At 70.5% G+C, this 14,844-nt stretch carries 14 protein-coding genes; 4 read left to right on the forward strand and 10 right to left on the reverse strand.

Annotated elements, in window-relative coordinates; translation table 11 throughout:
* Positions 1-35: 35 nt before the first annotated feature.
* Both pafA and ACZ51I_RS26000 read right to left on the reverse strand, forming a co-directional pair.
* Positions 36-1,397: a Pup--protein ligase gene (pafA, locus tag ACZ51I_RS25995; RefSeq protein ID WP_468880200.1), complete on the reverse strand. Its 1,362-nt coding sequence runs from the start codon at positions 1,395-1,397 to the stop codon at positions 36-38.
* A 69-nt stretch (positions 1,398-1,466) separates the two neighbouring features.
* Positions 1,467-2,726 carry an MFS transporter gene (locus tag ACZ51I_RS26000; RefSeq protein ID WP_468880204.1) on the reverse strand — a complete coding sequence of 420 codons (1,260 nt, stop codon included), beginning with the start codon at positions 2,724-2,726 and terminating at the stop codon, positions 1,467-1,469.
* A gap of 124 nt (positions 2,727-2,850) precedes the next feature.
* Here ACZ51I_RS26000 and ACZ51I_RS26005 point away from each other — a divergent pair, with 124 nt between their 5' ends.
* On the forward strand, positions 2,851-3,870 hold the full coding sequence (locus ACZ51I_RS26005) for a LacI family DNA-binding transcriptional regulator (protein WP_468880206.1): 1,020 nt from the start codon (positions 2,851-2,853) through the stop codon (positions 3,868-3,870).
* Between the two features lie 67 nt (positions 3,871-3,937).
* Here the strand turns inward: ACZ51I_RS26005 and prcA are convergent, their stop codons facing one another.
* The 5 genes from prcA to arc all read right to left on the reverse strand — a co-directional run bounded on the left by prcA (position 3,938) and on the right by arc (position 9,575).
* Complete coding sequence (prcA, locus tag ACZ51I_RS26010) at positions 3,938-4,690, reverse strand: proteasome subunit alpha (protein ID WP_190103845.1); 753 nt, start codon at positions 4,688-4,690, stop codon at positions 3,938-3,940.
* 52 nt (positions 4,691-4,742) lie between these two features.
* On the reverse strand, positions 4,743-5,582 hold the full coding sequence (prcB, locus tag ACZ51I_RS26015; RefSeq protein ID WP_468880209.1) for a proteasome subunit beta: 840 nt from the start codon (positions 5,580-5,582) through the stop codon (positions 4,743-4,745).
* 160 nt (positions 5,583-5,742) lie between these two features.
* On the reverse strand, positions 5,743-5,955 hold the full coding sequence (locus tag ACZ51I_RS26020) for a ubiquitin-like protein Pup (RefSeq protein ID WP_030213091.1): 213 nt from the start codon (positions 5,953-5,955) through the stop codon (positions 5,743-5,745).
* Between the two features lie 160 nt (positions 5,956-6,115).
* Positions 6,116-7,627, reverse strand: a complete 1,512-nt coding sequence (dop, locus tag ACZ51I_RS26025) for a depupylase/deamidase Dop (RefSeq protein WP_468880211.1) — start codon at positions 7,625-7,627, stop codon at positions 6,116-6,118.
* Positions 7,628-7,808: 181 nt separating this feature from the next.
* Positions 7,809-9,575, reverse strand: a complete 1,767-nt coding sequence (gene arc, locus ACZ51I_RS26030) for a proteasome ATPase (protein ID WP_468880214.1) — start codon at positions 9,573-9,575, stop codon at positions 7,809-7,811.
* 240 nt (positions 9,576-9,815) lie between these two features.
* Between arc and ACZ51I_RS26035 the strand changes: the two genes are divergently transcribed.
* Complete coding sequence (locus tag ACZ51I_RS26035) at positions 9,816-10,127, forward strand: ferredoxin (protein ID WP_468880216.1); 312 nt, start codon at positions 9,816-9,818, stop codon at positions 10,125-10,127.
* 3 nt (positions 10,128-10,130) lie between these two features.
* On the opposite strand, the gene ACZ51I_RS26040 is transcribed toward ACZ51I_RS26035, so the two are convergent.
* The 3 genes from ACZ51I_RS26040 to ACZ51I_RS26050 all read right to left on the reverse strand — a co-directional run bounded on the left by ACZ51I_RS26040 (position 10,131) and on the right by ACZ51I_RS26050 (position 12,960).
* On the reverse strand, positions 10,131-10,703 hold the full coding sequence (locus tag ACZ51I_RS26040; protein ID WP_468880218.1) for a hypothetical protein: 573 nt from the start codon (positions 10,701-10,703) through the stop codon (positions 10,131-10,133).
* A gap of 217 nt (positions 10,704-10,920) precedes the next feature.
* A complete protein-coding gene (locus tag ACZ51I_RS26045) occupies positions 10,921-11,808 on the reverse strand; it encodes a tRNA (adenine-N1)-methyltransferase (RefSeq protein WP_015032448.1) in 888 nt (295 codons plus the stop codon).
* An 18-nt stretch (positions 11,809-11,826) separates the two neighbouring features.
* Positions 11,827-12,960 carry a site-2 protease family protein gene (locus tag ACZ51I_RS26050; protein WP_468880539.1) on the reverse strand — a complete coding sequence of 378 codons (1,134 nt, stop codon included), beginning with the start codon at positions 12,958-12,960 and terminating at the stop codon, positions 11,827-11,829.
* A 180-nt stretch (positions 12,961-13,140) separates the two neighbouring features.
* On the opposite strand from ACZ51I_RS26050, the gene ACZ51I_RS26055 reads away from it, so the two are divergent.
* Together ACZ51I_RS26055 and ACZ51I_RS26060 are read left to right on the forward strand one after the other, a co-directional pair.
* Positions 13,141-14,043 (forward strand): RecB family exonuclease, encoded by a 903-nt coding sequence (locus tag ACZ51I_RS26055; protein ID WP_468880220.1) that lies wholly within the window; start codon positions 13,141-13,143, stop codon positions 14,041-14,043.
* Between the two features lie 58 nt (positions 14,044-14,101).
* The gene (locus ACZ51I_RS26060; protein ID WP_468880222.1) at positions 14,102-14,779 is read left to right on the forward strand and encodes a response regulator; all 678 of its coding nucleotides are present in this window, start codon (positions 14,102-14,104) and stop codon (positions 14,777-14,779) included.
* Positions 14,780-14,844 lie beyond the last annotated feature (65 nt).

Below are 14,844 nucleotides of genomic sequence, written 5' to 3' on the forward strand. Positions count from 1 at the left end.
GAACGTGCGGGGCCTCGCGGTCGGATACGACCTGCCTACATTCCGGCGATCAGCTTTTCCACCCGGTCGTCGACGGAGCGGAACGGGTCCTTGCACAACACCGTCCGCTGCGCCTGGTCGTTGAGCTTCAGGTGGACCCAGTCGACGGTGAAGTCCCGCCGCTGCTCCTGCGCACGGCGGATGAAGTCGCCGCGCAGCCGCGCCCGAGTGGTCTGCGGGGGCACCGACTTGCCCTCGAAGATCTTCAGGTCGTTGCAGATCCGGGCCGCCTGCCCGTTCTTCTGCAGCAGGTAGTACAGCCCGCGACGACGGTGGATGTCGTGGTAGGCGAGGTCTATCTGCGCGACCCGTGGGTTCGACATGGTCATGTTGTGCTTGGCCCGGTAGCGCTCGATGAGCCGGTACTTCATGACCCAGTCGATCTCGGTCTCGATCCGGTCGAGCTGCTCGCTCTCGATCGCGTCGAGCGTGCGGCCCCACAGCTCCAGGACCTGGGCGACGGTGCCGGAGCGGATGCCCCGGCGGTCGACGAAGTCCACGGCCTTCTCGTAGTACTCGCGCTGGACCTCCAGGGCGGAGGCCTCGCGGCCGCTGGCGAGCCGCACCTTGCGCTGGCCCGTGACGTCGTGGCTGACCTCGCGGATGGCCCGGATGGGGTTCTCCAGGGTCAGGTCGCGCATCACCGTGCCCGCCTCGATCATGCGGAGCACGAGGTCGGTGGCGCCGACCTTGAGCAGCATGGTCGTCTCGGACATGTTGGAGTCGCCGACGATGACGTGCAGCCGGCGGTAGCGCTCGGCGTCGGCGTGCGGCTCGTCCCGGGTGTTGATGATGGGCCGCGAGCGGGTGGTGGCCGAGCTGACGCCCTCCCAGATGTGCTCGGCACGCTGGGAGACGCAGTAGACCGCGCCGCGCGGGGTCTGGAGGACCTTTCCCGCGCCGCAGATGAGCTGCCGCGTCACGAGGAACGGAATGAGGATGTCCGCGAGCCGGGAGAACTCGCCATGGCGGGCGACGAGGTAGTTCTCGTGGCAGCCGTAGGAGTTTCCGGCCGAGTCGGTGTTGTTCTTGAAGAGGTAGACGTCGCCCGCGATTCCCTCCTCGTGCAGGCGGCGTTCGGCGTCGACGAGCAGGCCCTCGAGAATGCGCTCGCCGGCCTTGTCGTGGGTGACCAGTTCGGTCACGTTGTCGCATTCCGGTGTGGCGTATTCCGGATGCGAACCCACGTCGAGGTACAGGCGGGCGCCGTTCCGCAGGAAGACATTGCTGCTGCGGCCCCATGACACGACACGGCGGAAGAGGTAGCGCGCCACTTCGTCAGGAGACAGTCGGCGCTGTCCCCTGAACGTGCACGTGACGCCGTACTCGTTCTCCAGCCCGAAAATGCGGCGGTCCATGTCTGAACATTACGCCTGAGGGCGCGCGCTGAAACCGGGTTGGACGTCCCCGTTTCGATCATTTTCCGATCAGTGCGTGTTCTTTTCGGCGTGTACGGGGGTGGAGGCCGTCCCGACCACGGCGTGTCGCGCGAGGTGGCGGGGGTCCAGGACCCTGCCGGTGGCGAGAAGGACCAGGAGGGCGACGAGGCCGCCGGCGCCGGCCACGGCGAACCCGGCCGCCGTTCCGGCCAGTTCGACCGCCGGTCCCGCCACGGCGGACCCCAGGGCCGCGCCGACGCCGAACGTCGTGACGAGCCACGAGAAGGCCTCCGTGACGGTGCCGCGCGGGGCGTGCCGGTCGACCACGATGAAGGCGCAGGCGAGGGCGGGCGCGAGGAAGACGCCGGAGAGCACGGAGAGGCCGGTCATGGCGACGGGGCCGGGGGTGAGGGTGAGCGGCAGGTAGCAGACCGCGAGGAGGCCCACGAGGACCCGCAGCCGCCGCTCGGGCGCCCCGGACCACTGCCGGGCGCCGTAGACGACGCCGCCGGCCAGCGCGCCGAGGCCGAGGGCGGCCATCAGCCAGCCGTACACGGACGGTGTGCCGCGGTCGTCGGCGTAGGCGACCGCGGCGACCGTGATGGAGCCGAGCGCCAGGCCGACGAAGAAGAAGGAGCCGAGGAGGGCGAGGAGGCCAGGCGAGCGCAGGGCCCCCAGCCAGTGGGCCTCGCGGGTGGCGGAGCGCCAGGCGCGGGACGGCTCGGAGAGGACGACGGCGAGGGCGCCCAGGACCCCCAGGACGTTGATGACGAGGAGGGCGGCGGCGGGCGACCACAGGGCGACCAGGAGGGTCACCAGGAGCGGGCCGACGGTGAACATCACCTCCTGGGCGACGGCGTCGAGCGCGTACGCCCGGTGGACCCGGTCCTCGCGGCCCAGGACGCTCGGCCACAGGGCGCGCAGGCCGCCCTCCAGGGGCGGGGTGAAGAGCCCGGCGATCACCACGGCGGCGTAGGCGAGGGCCAGGTGGCCGATGCCGGTGAGGGCGAACAGGGCCACGCCGAGCGCGGAGAGGACGGCGGCGGGCAGCTGGACGCGGGGCTGTCCCTTGAGGTCGACGGCGCGGCCGAGGAGCGGCTGCCCGACGGCGTTGGAGAGACCGTAGGCCGCGATCAGCCCGCCGGCCAGGGTGTAGCTGCCGCCCAGGTCGCGGACGAACAGGGTCATGGCGATGGGGCCGGTGCCGTTGGGCAGGCGCCCGACGAGGGTCCCGGCGAGCAGCCGGGCGGCGTGCGGTGCCCGGAGTATGTCGAGATAGCCGCCGTGCGCGGGGGCCTCGGTGGCCATGTCACTCTCCCGTCACCTCGGAACCGTGCCGAGGTTTTACGTATAACGTCCGGAGTCATACGTACCATGTCGGCTGTACGCGGGTCCACCCCGCACCCCGGAACCGTCCGACGCGGAGGCTTGTGTGCAGACCCCGGAGCCGCTCGGCGGCACCCGCCCCACCAGCCGGGACGTGGCGCGGGTCGCGGGGGTCTCCCAGGCCACCGTCTCCCTCGTCCTCGGCGACAAGTGGCGCGGACGCGTCTCCGAGCGCACCGCCGGGGCCGTCCGGGCGGCCGCCTCCGAGCTCGGCTACCGGCCCAACCTCGCCGCCCGCAACCTGAGGCTCGGGCGCACGCGCACGGCCCTCCTCGTCGTCCCGGCCCTCACCAACGAGTTCTTCGCCCACGTCTACACGGGCGCCGCCACCGCCGCGGCGGAGCACGGGTTCGGCGTCGTGCTCTACCCCTCCCCCGACGGCCTGGGTCCCGCCCGCGACCCCTTCGCCTCGGCGCAGGCGGCTCTCGACGGCGTCATCGCCTCCTCGATGGCGACCGGCGCCCTCAAGGCCTTCCGGGGCGGCGACCTCCCCCTCGTCATGCTCGACAGCGACCCGGCCGACCCGGGTGCCGCCGCCCATGTGAACCTCGACGTCGCCGACGGCATGCGCCGGGTGACCGAGCACCTGCTCGCCCTCGGCCACCGCAGCTTCCTCCACCTCGCGTCCGCGGCCCCGTCCTGGACCTTCGACGTGCGGGCCGAGGTGCTCTCCCACGCCCTGCGCGGCGCGGAGGTGCGCACCGTGCGGTCGCCGCTGAACGTCGCGGACGCCTGGGAGGCCGCCGGTACTGCCCTCGCCGCGCCGGGCACCCGGCCCACGGCGGTGATCTGCGACGACGACATCCTCGCGGCCGGCGTCTGCAAGGCCGCGCGCCGGCTGGGCCTGCGGGTCCCCGAGGACCTCTCGGTCACCGGCTTCGACGACATGGCCCTGGCGACCGTGGTGGAGCCCGAGCTCACCACGGTCCGGCTGCCCGCCGAGGAGTTCGGCCGGCGGGGCATGGAGGCGCTCCTCGCCGTTCTCGCGGGCGGACGGCCCGAACCGGTCGCCCTGCCCGTCAGCCTCGTCCCCCGCGGCTCCTCGGGCCCCGCGCCGGCCTCCTGAGCCCGGAAAGACCCGAGGGGCCCCGGTCCGCTGACGCGCGGACCGGGGCCCCTCGGGGCGGAGCCGACTACTCCTCGGGAGCCTCGTCGGAGGGCTCGTCCGTCTTCGCCGCCGCCGCGTTGTCCGCCTCCAGGAGACGCGACAGCTGACGGCCGACGATCCGCTTGAACTTGCGCTGCTGCGGACGCGTGCGGTCCAGGACCGCCACCTCCAGGCGCTCCGCGGGGATCTCCCGCTCGGTGCCGTTGGTGTCGCGGGACAGCGCCTGCACGGCCAGTTTCAGGGCCTCGGCCAGGGACATGCCGTCCCGGTGCCGCTGGTCCAGGAAGGAGCCGATCTGCTCCGCGTTCCCGCCGACCGCGACCGAGCCGTGCTCGTCCACGATGGAGCCGTCGTGCGGCAGCCGGTAGATCTGGTCGCCCTCCGGCTCGGAGCCGACCTCGGCGACGACCAGCTCCACCTCGTACGGCTTCTCCCCCGCGCTGGAGAAGATCGTGCCCAGGGTCTGGGCGTAGACGTTGGCCAGGCCGCGCGCGGTGACGTCGTCCCGGTCGTAGGTGTAGCCCCGCAGGTCGGCGTAGCGCACGCCGCCGATGCGGAGGTTCTCGTACTCGTTGTACTTGCCGGCGGCCGCGAAGCCGATCCGGTCGTAGATCTCGCTGAACTTGTGGAGGGCGCGGGACGGGTTCTCACCGACGAAGACGATGCCGTCGGTGTACTGGAGGACGACCAGGCTGCGGCCGCGGGCGATGCCCTTGCGGGCGTACTCGGCCCGGTCGGCCATGGCCTGCTGGGGTGAGACATAGAACGGCGTGGACACCGGCTACCGTCCCTTTCTTCCGGTCTGAAGAGCTTCTACGGGCGGGGAGCGGTCAGAGCAGGGCGGCGCGCGGCCCGTCGGGCTGCTCGAGGCGACGCTCGGTGACCGACCGGGCCAGCGCGGAGGACTCGGCCTCGCTGAGCCTGCGGAAGCCCTCCTCGGTGATGACGGTGACGATCGGGAAAATCCGACGGGCCATGTCGGGACCGCCGGTCGCCGAGTCGTCGTCCGCCGCGTCGTACAGCGCCTGCACCACCAGCGTGGTGGCCTGCTGCTCGGTCAGGTCGTCGCGGTACAGCTTCTTCATCGAACCGCGGGCGAAGATCGAGCCGGAGCCGGTGGCGGCGAAGCCGTGCTCCTCGGAGCGGCCGCCGGTCACGTCGTACGAGAAGATCCGGCCCTTCTCCTTGCCCTCGTCCCAGCCCGCGAAGAGCGGCACGACGGCGAGCCCCTGCATGGCCATGCCCAGGTTGCCCCGGATCATGGTGGAGAGACGGTTCGCCTTGCCCTCCAGGGAGAGCGTCGCGCCCTCCACCTTCTCGAAGTGCTCCAGCTCCAGCTGGAACAGCTTGACCATCTCCACGGCGAGACCGGCGGTGCCGGCGATGCCGACGGCCGAGTACTCGTCGGCCGGGAACACCTTCTCGATGTCCCGCTGCGCGATCATGTTGCCCATGGTCGCCCGCCGGTCACCGGCGAGCACGACGCCGCCGGGGAACGTGGCGGCCACGATGGTCGTGCCGTGCGGCGCCTCGACGATGCCCTCCGGCAGCTTCCGGTTCCCCGGGAGCAGATCCGGCGAGTGGTCGGCCAGGAAGTCCATGAACGAGGACGAGCCCGGCGTCAGGAAGGCCGCCGGCAGACGCCCGGTGCTTCGAGGGTTGGCTTCCACGCGATTCCTTCCGGTGGGACAGTCGGCCGGTCGCGGGAGGCACCGGCTGATCTTGGATGCTGTGCACGGACCTTACCCGTGCCACCGCTTGTCATCCGTCCCCGGACCCACGGCTTTCTCCGGGGCTCCGGGGACGGAGGACGACAGGCGCGTGAAGCGGCTACTCGCCGCCCTTCTGGACGAAGGAACGCACGAAGTCCTCGGCGTTCTCCTCGAGCACGTCGTCGATCTCGTCCAGGACGGAGTCCACGTCCTCGCTCAGCTTCTCCTGGCGCTCCTGGAGGTCGGAGCTCGCCTCCGTGGTGGTCTCCTCGACCTCCTCCGTGGATCGCGTCGCCTTCTGCTGTCCGCCGCCGGTGTCCTTGGTCGCCATATCCCTCACCCCGCTCGATTCGGCCCGCTCGGTTGAGTCCGTACAAGATCAGACCCTATCGGTCGGGTCTGACATCGGCCCCGTGGTTTCCACAACGCCCGGGCACTGATTCCATGATTCCCAGTGCCGGGGCATTTCAGGCCCGTACCGGGCCCCCTGTTCAGCCTCCGGACAGCACGCGGACCAGTTCCTCGGCGGTCCGGCAGCGGTCCAGGAGCGATTTCACATGAGCCTTGGTGCCGCGCAGCGGCTCCAGGGTCGGGACGCGCTGGAGGGAGTCCCGGCCCGGCAGGTCGAAGATCACCGAGTCCCAGGAGGCCGCGGCGACGTCGTCGGCGTACTGCTCCAGGCAGCGGCCCCGGAAATAGGCCCGGGTGTCCTCGGGAGGCGCCGTCTCCGCCCGCCCCACCTCGCCCTCGTCCAGGAGCCGCTTCATGCGCCCGCGGGCCACCAGACGGTTGTAGAGGCCCTTGTCGGGGCGTACGTCCGCGTACTGGAGGTCGACCAGGTGCAGCCTCGCCGCGTCCCAGTCCAGACCGTCGCGGCGCCGGTAGCCCTCCATGAGCTCCCGCTTGGCGACCCAGTCCAGCTCGCCGGCGAGGCTCATCGGATCGGTCTCCAGGCGTCCCAGGGTGTCCTCCCAGCGGGTGAGGACGTCCATGGTCTGCTCGTCCGCGTCCGAGCCGTACCGTTCCTCCACGTACTTCCTGGCCAGCTCGAAGTACTCCATCTGGAGCTGGACCGCCGTGAGTGTCCGGCCGCTGCGCAGCGTGATCAGGTACTGGAGTGTCGGGTCGTGCGACACCTGGTGCAGGGTGCGGACCGGCTGGTCGACGGCGAGGTCGACGGTGATGAAGCCGTCCTCGATCATGGAGAGGACGAGGGCGGTGGTGCCGAGCTTGAGGTAGGTGGAGATCTCCGAGAGGTTCGCGTCGCCGATGATCACATGCAGCCGGCGGTACCTCTCGGCGTCGGCGTGCGGCTCGTCCCGGGTGTTGATGATGGGCCGCTTGAGCGTGGTCTCCAGGCCCACCTCGACCTCGAAGTAGTCGGCGCGCTGGCTGAGCTGGAAGCCGTTCTCCCGCCCGTCCTGGCCGATGCCGACCCGCCCCGCGCCGGTGACGACCTGGCGGGAGACGAAGAAGGGGGTGAGGTGGCGCACGATGTCCGAGAAGGGGGTCTCCCGCTTCATCAGGTAGTTCTCGTGCGTGCCGTAGGAGGCGCCCTTGTTGTCGGTGTTGTTCTTGTAGAGGTGGATGGGCTGGGCCCCGGGGAGCTGGGCGGCACGCTCGGCGGCCTCCGCCATGATCCGCTCGCCGGCCTTGTCCCAGAGGACGGCGTCGCGCGGATTGGTGACCTCGGGCGAGCTGTACTCGGGGTGGGCGTGGTCCACGTAGAGGCGGGCCCCGTTGGTGAGGATCACATTGGCCAGGCCGATGTCCTCGTCGGTGAGCTGGCTGGAGTCGGCGGCCTCGCGGGCGAGGTCGAAGCCGCGGGCGTCCCGCAGCGGGTTCTCCTCCTCGAAGTCCCAGCGGGCGCGGCGCGCCCGGTGCATCGCCGCCGCGTAGGCGTTGACGATCTGGGACGAGGTGAGCATGGCATTGGCGTTCGGGTGTCCCGGGACGGAGATCCCGTACTCCGTCTCGATGCCCATTACTCGCCGTACGGTCATGCGGCCCTCCTTGCCCGGCGGCGCTCACTGTGCGCGACTCGGCGGTACCGAAGAGCCTAGAGCGGCTCCGCGCTGGTGGGGAGATCAGTTGCGGTATTTCCCTGTGATGCCGGGGGAAATGCTGGATGGAATGCGACGGCTGCGGATGCCCGGTTTCCGGACATCCGCAGCCGGGGGCGTTCTACAGGTACTGACCGGTATTGGCCACCGTGTCGATGGAGCGTCCGGTGTCCGCGCCCTGCTTTCCGGTGACGAGCGTGCGGATGAACACGATCCGCTCGCCCTTCTTTCCGGAGATCCGGGCCCAGTCGTCGGGGTTGGTGGTGTTGGGCAGGTCCTCGTTCTCCTTGAACTCGTCCACGCACGCCTGGAGGAGGTGGGAGACCCGGATGCCCTTCTGGTTGTGGTCGAGGAAGGCCTTGATGGCCATCTTCTTGGCCCGGTCGACGATGTTCTGGATCATCGCGCCGGAGTTGAAGTCCTTGAAGTACAGGACTTCCTTGTCACCGTTGGCGTACGTGACTTCGAGGAAGCGGTTCTCCTCGGTTTCCGCGTACATCTGCTCGACGACGGACTGGATCATTCCGTGGGCGGCGGCGGCCTTCGAGCCGCTGTGCTCGGAGATGTCGTCCGCGTGGAGCGGCAGGGTGGGCGTGAGGTACTTCGCGAAGATGTCCTTCGCCGCCTCCGCGTCCGGACGCTCGATCTTGATCTTGACGTCGAGCCGGCCGGGCCGCAGGATCGCGGGGTCGATCATGTCCTCGCGGTTGGAGGCGCCGATGACGATGACGTTCTCCAGACCCTCCACACCGTCGATCTCGGCGAGCAGCTGCGGGACGATGGTGTTCTCCACGTCCGAGCTGACACCGGAGCCGCGGGTGCGGAAGAGGGATTCCATCTCGTCGAAGAAGACGATGACGGGGGTGCCCTCGCTCGCCTTCTCCCGCGCACGCTGGAAGACGAGGCGGATGTGCCGCTCGGTCTCACCGACGTACTTGTTGAGGAGCTCGGGGCCCTTGATGTTGAGGAAGTAGGACTTCCCCGCGGGCTGGCCGGTCACCTCGGCGACCTTCTTGGCCAGGGAGTTGGCCACGGCCTTCGCGATCAGCGTCTTGCCGCAGCCGGGCGGGCCGTAGAGCAGGATGCCCTTGGGCGGCCGCAGTTCGTGCTCCTTGAAGAGGTCCGGGTGGAGGTACGGGAGCTCGACCGCGTCGCGGATCATCTCGATCTGGCCGCCCAGACCGCCGATCTTGTCGTAGTCGACGTCCGGGACCTCTTCCAGAACGAGCTCTTCGACCTCGCTCTTGGGGACCACCTCGTAGACGTAGCCGGACCTGGAGTCGAGCAGCAGGGCGTCGCCGGCGCGGATGGTGACGTCCAGCAGAGGCTCGGCGAGCCTCACCACCCGCTCCTCGTCGGTGTGCCCCACCACCAGGGCGCGCTCGCCGTCCTCGAGGATCTCCTTGAGGGTGACGATGTCCCCGGCACGCTCGAACTCCATGGCCTCGACCACGTTGAGCGCTTCGTTGAGCATGACTTCCTGGCCGCGCTTGAGCTCGTCGAGCTCAATGCTCGGACTGACGTTCACCCGGAGCTTGCGGCCCCCGGTGAAGATGTCGCACGTGCCGTCCTCGTTGGCCTGCAGGAAGACACCGAAGCCGGCCGGCGGCTGCGCGAGCCGGTCGACCTCCTCCTTGAGGGCCACGATCTGGTCGCGGGCCTCACGGAGCGTGTTCGCCAGACGTTCGTTCTGCGCGGACACGCCGGCCAGGTTGGTCTGCAGCTCGACGATCCGCTCTTCGAGAATCCTCGTATGGCGCGGAGAGTCGGCGAGCTTGCGGCGCAGGACGGCGATTTCCTGCTCGAGATAGGCAACCTGACCGGCGGGGTCTTCAGACCCCCGCCCCGGCCGGATGCCGCGGTTGATGTCGTCGTCGTGGGCTGCCACGGTCCTCACCTCCTCCAAGGGGAGCTGGACGCTTCCTGACCCTACCTGCGTGGGTGGTGATTGAAACCCCTAGATCAAAAAGACTCCGGGGTGTGTCCGATCTTCACCCTTGCGCTTCCCCTCTCGCCAGGGGAATACCCACCCTTCACCGTCTGAAAGCGGGCGGTTGTATCGTCGTCATTGGTCAACACCCGTCAGGGGTGGCCCGACTTATCGCGCGAAGCAGAAACGGCAGGAGCTATGACCGTGCAGCACGAGGACCCGGCGACGGGTACCGAGCAGGCGCTCGAGGTCTGGATCGACCAGGACCTGTGCACGGGGGACGGGATCTGCGCGCAGTACGCTCCCGAGGTCTTCGAGCTCGACATCGACGGGCTCGCATATGTGAAGAGCGCCGACGACGAGCTGCTCCAGGACGCGGGGGCCACCACCCCGGTGCCGCTGACGCTGCTCCAGGACGTGGTGGACTCCGCGAAGGAGTGCCCGGGCGACTGCATCCATGTGCGCCGCGTCACGGACAAGGTCGAGGTGTACGGCCCCGACGCCGACTGAGGCTCAGACGCCGCGCGCCTCGGCCTGGCCGCCGCGGACGAAGGCGCCGCCCTTCCAGCGCCAGCTGACCTGCTCCTTCTCGTCGGGGCAGCAGCTGGGGACGTCGGGCGACGAGTAACCGAGCAGGGTGGCGCGCACGGCTCCCTCGCGTACGGAGAGCTCGGTCACGTTCCGGTGCTGGTCGGGTGCGACGAGTGTGGCCACCACGCGCGCGGGGGTGCCGTCCCCCTTGCCGCGGGTGAGGACGTAGACGCCGCTCGGCGGGGTTCCGGAGCCGGCTTCGCAGTGCACGACCGCAATGGTCTCGGGGTTCCCGTCGCCGTCGAGGTCCCCGGAGACCCGCTTCGCGACCGTACGGGGACCCCCTCCGCATTCCAGGGGGTAGTCCGCTCCGGTGGCGTCGGGCGCGGGGGCCGGACGCGGGGCGGCGGTCGCGGTCGCTCCGGCGGGGCCGGGCTGGAGGAGTCCGGCGAGGGCGACGACCGCGGCGGTCGCGGTCGCGGTGGCCAGCCAGTGGGCCGGCCGGGCGTGGGCGTGGGCGAGGTCCGCGAGGTCCGGGGCGGCGGAGGGCAGCACGCGAGACGTCTCCTGTGGGGTGGTGCGGCGGGGCTTCCGGGCATCGTGCCATACGTCACAGGGGGACGGAACATCTGGGGTGGGCCTGGTCCCGGGAGCGGCGCCCAACATGAGGACGCCGCCGTCGAGTTCTCCCGCGAAGGCGGGAACTCGACGGCGGCGGTGTCTGGATGTCGGAACGTCAGCCCGGTACCGGGAGCCGGCCCCGTTTCAGGCCTTAGCCCTTGTTGGGGCCCTCGTAGTCCTCGCCGTAGGCGCCCTTCGCGGGGCGGCGGCGGCGCATCGGGGGCTCGACCCCGTCCGCGAGGCGACGGGCGGTGACGAGGAAGCCGGTGTGGCCGATCATGCGGTGATCGGGGCGGACGGCGAGGCCCTCGACGTGCCAGTTGCGGATCATGGACTCCCAGGGCTGCGGCTCGGCGTAGCAGCCGAACTCGCGGATGGACTCCACGGTGCGCGCGAGCTGGGTGGTGGTCGCCACGTAGCAGCAGAGGATGCCGCCGGGGACGAGGGCCTTGGAGACGGCCTCCAGGCACTCCCAGGGGGCGAGCATGTCCAGGATGACGCGGTCGACGTCGGTGTCGGACAGGTTGTCCTGGAGGTCGCCGACGGTCAGCTGCCACGCGGGGTGGGGGCCGCCGAAGTAGCGCTCGACGTTGCCCTTGGCGATCTCGGCGAAGTCCTCGCGGCGCTCGTAGGAGTGCAGCATGCCGCTGTCTCCGATGGCGCGCAGGAGGAAGCTGCTCAGCGATCCCGAGCCCACTCCGGCTTCCACGACGCGGGCGCCGGGGAAGATGTCGGCGAAGGCCAGGATCTGCCCCGCGTCCTTGGGGTAGACCACGGCTGCGCCGCGGGGCATGGACAGGACGTAGTCGGGGAGCAGGGGGCGCAGCGCGAGGTAGGCGACGTTTCCGGTGGTACGGACAACGCTGCCCTCGGGGGCGCCGATCAGTTCGTCGTGCGGGAAAGAACCCTTGTGGGTGTGGAAGTTCTTTCCCTCTTCGAGCGTGAACGTGTAGTGACGGCCCTTGGGGTCGGTCAGCTGAACCTGGTCCCCGACCTTGAAGGGCCCGCGTCGGCGGGCGGCACCGGTCGGTTCGGACATGTGACCAGAGTACCGGGGTTACGCGGACGGTCGTGCCATGGCCCGGACGAAGGCCCGCTCGACGTCGGTGGTGGCGAGGACGCCGTAGATCTCCCCGGTCTCCTCGACGACGAGGTACTCGGTGGCGGGGCTGGCGCGGAGGTGGTCGAGGAGGGGCTGGCCGGTGAGTTCGGCGGGGACCCGCATGCCGTGGGTGAGGTCCTGGGCGAGGGTGCTGACGGCGACCCAGGGGCGGCGGTGCTGGGGTACGGCGGCGATGGCGGCCTCGCGGACGATGCCGGTGGGCTCCCCCGTGGCGTCGACGACGACGAGGGCGCGGGCGCCGGCCTCGTTGGCTCGGCGGAGGGCCTCGGAGAGAGGGGTGGCCGGCTCGACGGGGATGGCGCGCCGGGTGAGGGCGCGGGCGCGGAGCTCGGGGAGGTGCTCGCGGAGGCGGGCCATGCGGAGGCTGTTGCCGGCGCCGGTCCAGATGATGGCGGCGAGGATGGCGGCGAGCAGGGCGTCGGTGACGGTGGTGAAGCCGTCGATGTCCTCGGTGGAGTTCCCGAGCCAGCCGGTGCGGGTGAGCAGGGGGAGGCCGATGAGGACGGTGACCGCGAGGAGGCGGCCGACCCAGGCGGCGGCGACGGTGCCGCTCATCGGCTTGCCGGTGATCTTCCACACGACGGCACGGAGCATGCGGCCGCCGTCGAGGGGGAGGCCGGGAAGCAGGTTGAAGGCGGCGACGATCAGGTTGGAGATCATCAGGCCGGCCAGGAGGACCCCGGGCACGGTGCCGGGCTCCACGGCGTACAGGGAGAGGTAGAACACGCCGGCGAGGACGAGGGAGAGCAGGGGACCGACGAAGGCGAGGACGAACTCGCGGCCGGGGGTCTCGGTCTCCTTCTCGATCTCGGAGACGCCGCCGAAGAACTGGAGCTGGATGCGGCGCACCGGGAGCTTGAAGCGGAGCGCGGCGATGGTGTGGGCCAGCTCGTGGACGAGCACGGAGGCGTAGAAGGCGACGGCGAAGAAGAGGGAGACGAGGTAGCGGGCGGCGCCGAGTTCGGGCAGGACCCGGTCGATCTGGCCGCCGAAGACCCAGGTGATGAGGGCGGCGACGAGGAACCAGCTGGGGGCGACGTAGACGGGCACGCCGAAGGGCCGTCCCATGAGGATCCCGCCGCCGGGCTCCTCGGTCCGCTGCGGCTTGGGCTCGTCCTGGTTCACGGGTTCCTTTCGTCGCGTGGTGTGACCCGCGTCGGTGCGTCACGGTTCGATCATGCAGTGCGACGGGGTCCCAGGTCGATGGTATTCCGCTCGTTGTCGGTGGCGGGTCGTAGGGTCTTCGTCATGAGTACGAGCGAGCAGGTGCCGGCGGAGCCCCGGGCGCCCCTGTCGTTGTCGCCTTCGCGGGCGAGCGATTTCATGCAGTGTCCGCTGCTGTACCGGTTCCGGGTGATCGACCGGCTGCCGGAGAAGCCGAGTGCGGCGGCGACGCGGGGCACGCTGGTGCACGCGGTCCTGGAGCGCCTCTTCGACGCTCCGGCGGCGGAGCGGACGGCGCCGCGGGCGAAGTCGATGGTTCCGGGGCAGTGGGACCGGCTGCTCGAGTCGAAGCCGGAGCTGGCCGAGCTGTTCGCGGAGGACCCGGAAGGGGAGCGGCTCGCGGGCTGGCTGGGCGAGGCGGAGCGGCTGGTCGAGCGGTGGTTCACGCTGGAGGACCCGACGCGTCTGGAGCCGGCCGAGCGCGAGCTGTTCGTGGAGACGGAGCTGGATTCGGGGCTGCGGCTGCGCGGGGTGATCGACCGGGTCGACGTGGCGCCCTCGGGCGAGGTGCGGATCGTCGACTACAAGACGGGGAAGGCGCCGCGGCCCGAGTACCGGGACGGCGCGCTCTTCCAGATGACGTTCTACGCGCTGGTGGTGTGGCGGCTGCGGCAGGTGATCCCGCGGCGGCTGCAGCTGGTGTACCTGGGCAGCGGGGAGGTGCTGACGTACGACCCGGTGGAGGCGGATCTGCTGCGGGTGGAGCGGAAGCTGCTGGCGCTGTGGGACGCGATCCGGCTGGCCACGGAGTCGGGTGACTGGCGGCCGCGGCCGACGAAGCTGTGCGGGTGGTGCGACCACCAGGCGGTCTGCCCGGAGTTCGGGGGGACTCCCCCGGTCTATCCGCTGAAGATCGTCTCCGCGCGCCCGCCGGAGTCGGGTGAATCCGGGCAGGGCAGAATGGAGCCGGCCCAGCCGTCTTCCTGAGGACGGCCCGCCCGGTGGCGGGCGTGCCCCGTGAGTTCAGCCCCGTGAAGGAGCCCTTGTGACGATCCGCGTCCTGTTGGTCGACGATCAGCCGCTGCTGCGGACCGGCTTCCGGATGATTCTGGAGGCGGAGCAGGACATCGCGGTGGTGGGTGAGGCCGGGGACGGTCTGCAGGCGCAGGATCAGGTGCGCGCGCTGCAGCCGGACGTGGTGCTGATGGACATCCGGATGCCGCGGATGGACGGGGTGGAGGCGACCCGGCAGATCACGGGTCCGGGGCGGGACGGTCCGGCGAAGGTGCTGGTCCTGACGACCTTCGATCTCGACGAGTACGTGGTGGAGGCGCTGCGGGCGGGGGCGAGCGGCTTCCTCCTGAAGGACGCTCCGGCGAACGAGCTGGTGCAGGCGATCCGCGTGGTGGCGGCGGGTGAGGCGATGCTGGCGCCGTCGATCACGCGCCGGCTGCTCGACAAGTACTCGGCGCATCTGCCGACGGGCGAGGAGCAGGTCCCGGACACGCTGAACACCTTGACCGACCGTGAGGTGGAGGTGCTGAAGCTGGTCGCGCGGGGCCTGTCGAACGCGGAGATCGCGGCGGACCTGTTCGTCAGCGAGACCACGGTGAAGACGCACGTGGGTCATGTGCTGACGAAGCTGAGGCTGCGGGACCGGGTGCAGGCCGCGGTGTACGCGTACGAGAGCGGTCTGGTGCGGCCGGGGGCCGGCGGGCAGTAGTCGCGGAGGACGAAGGGGGCCCGGTGCGCGTGGTGCGCACCGGGCCCTTCCGCGTGGAGGCGGGT

The sequence above is a fragment of the Streptomyces sp. NPDC034084 genome (assembly GCF_055575535.1).

What these genes read in the sequence shown, in the direction of transcription:
- pafA (WP_468880200.1), bottom strand. Translation starts at nt 1,397, where the DNA reads ATGGACCGCCGCATTTTCGGGCTGGAGAACGAGTACGGCGTCACGTGC.
- ACZ51I_RS26000 (WP_468880204.1), bottom strand. Translation starts at nt 2,726, where the DNA reads ATGGCCACCGAGGCCCCCGCGCACGGCGGCTATCTCGACATACTCCGG.
- ACZ51I_RS26020 (WP_030213091.1), bottom strand. Translation starts at nt 5,955, where the DNA reads ATGGCGACCAAGGACACCGGCGGCGGACAGCAGAAGGCGACGCGATCC.
- dop (WP_468880211.1), bottom strand. Translation starts at nt 7,627, where the DNA reads ATGACCGTACGGCGAGTAATGGGCATCGAGACGGAGTACGGGATCTCC.
- ACZ51I_RS26035 (WP_468880216.1), top strand. Translation starts at nt 9,816, where the DNA reads ATGACCGTGCAGCACGAGGACCCGGCGACGGGTACCGAGCAGGCGCTC.
- ACZ51I_RS26045 (WP_015032448.1), bottom strand. Translation starts at nt 11,808, where the DNA reads ATGTCCGAACCGACCGGTGCCGCCCGCCGACGCGGGCCCTTCAAGGTC.
- ACZ51I_RS26050 (WP_468880539.1), bottom strand. Translation starts at nt 12,960, where the DNA reads ATGGGACGGCCCTTCGGCGTGCCCGTCTACGTCGCCCCCAGCTGGTTC.
- ACZ51I_RS26055 (WP_468880220.1), top strand. Translation starts at nt 13,141, where the DNA reads ATGAGTACGAGCGAGCAGGTGCCGGCGGAGCCCCGGGCGCCCCTGTCG.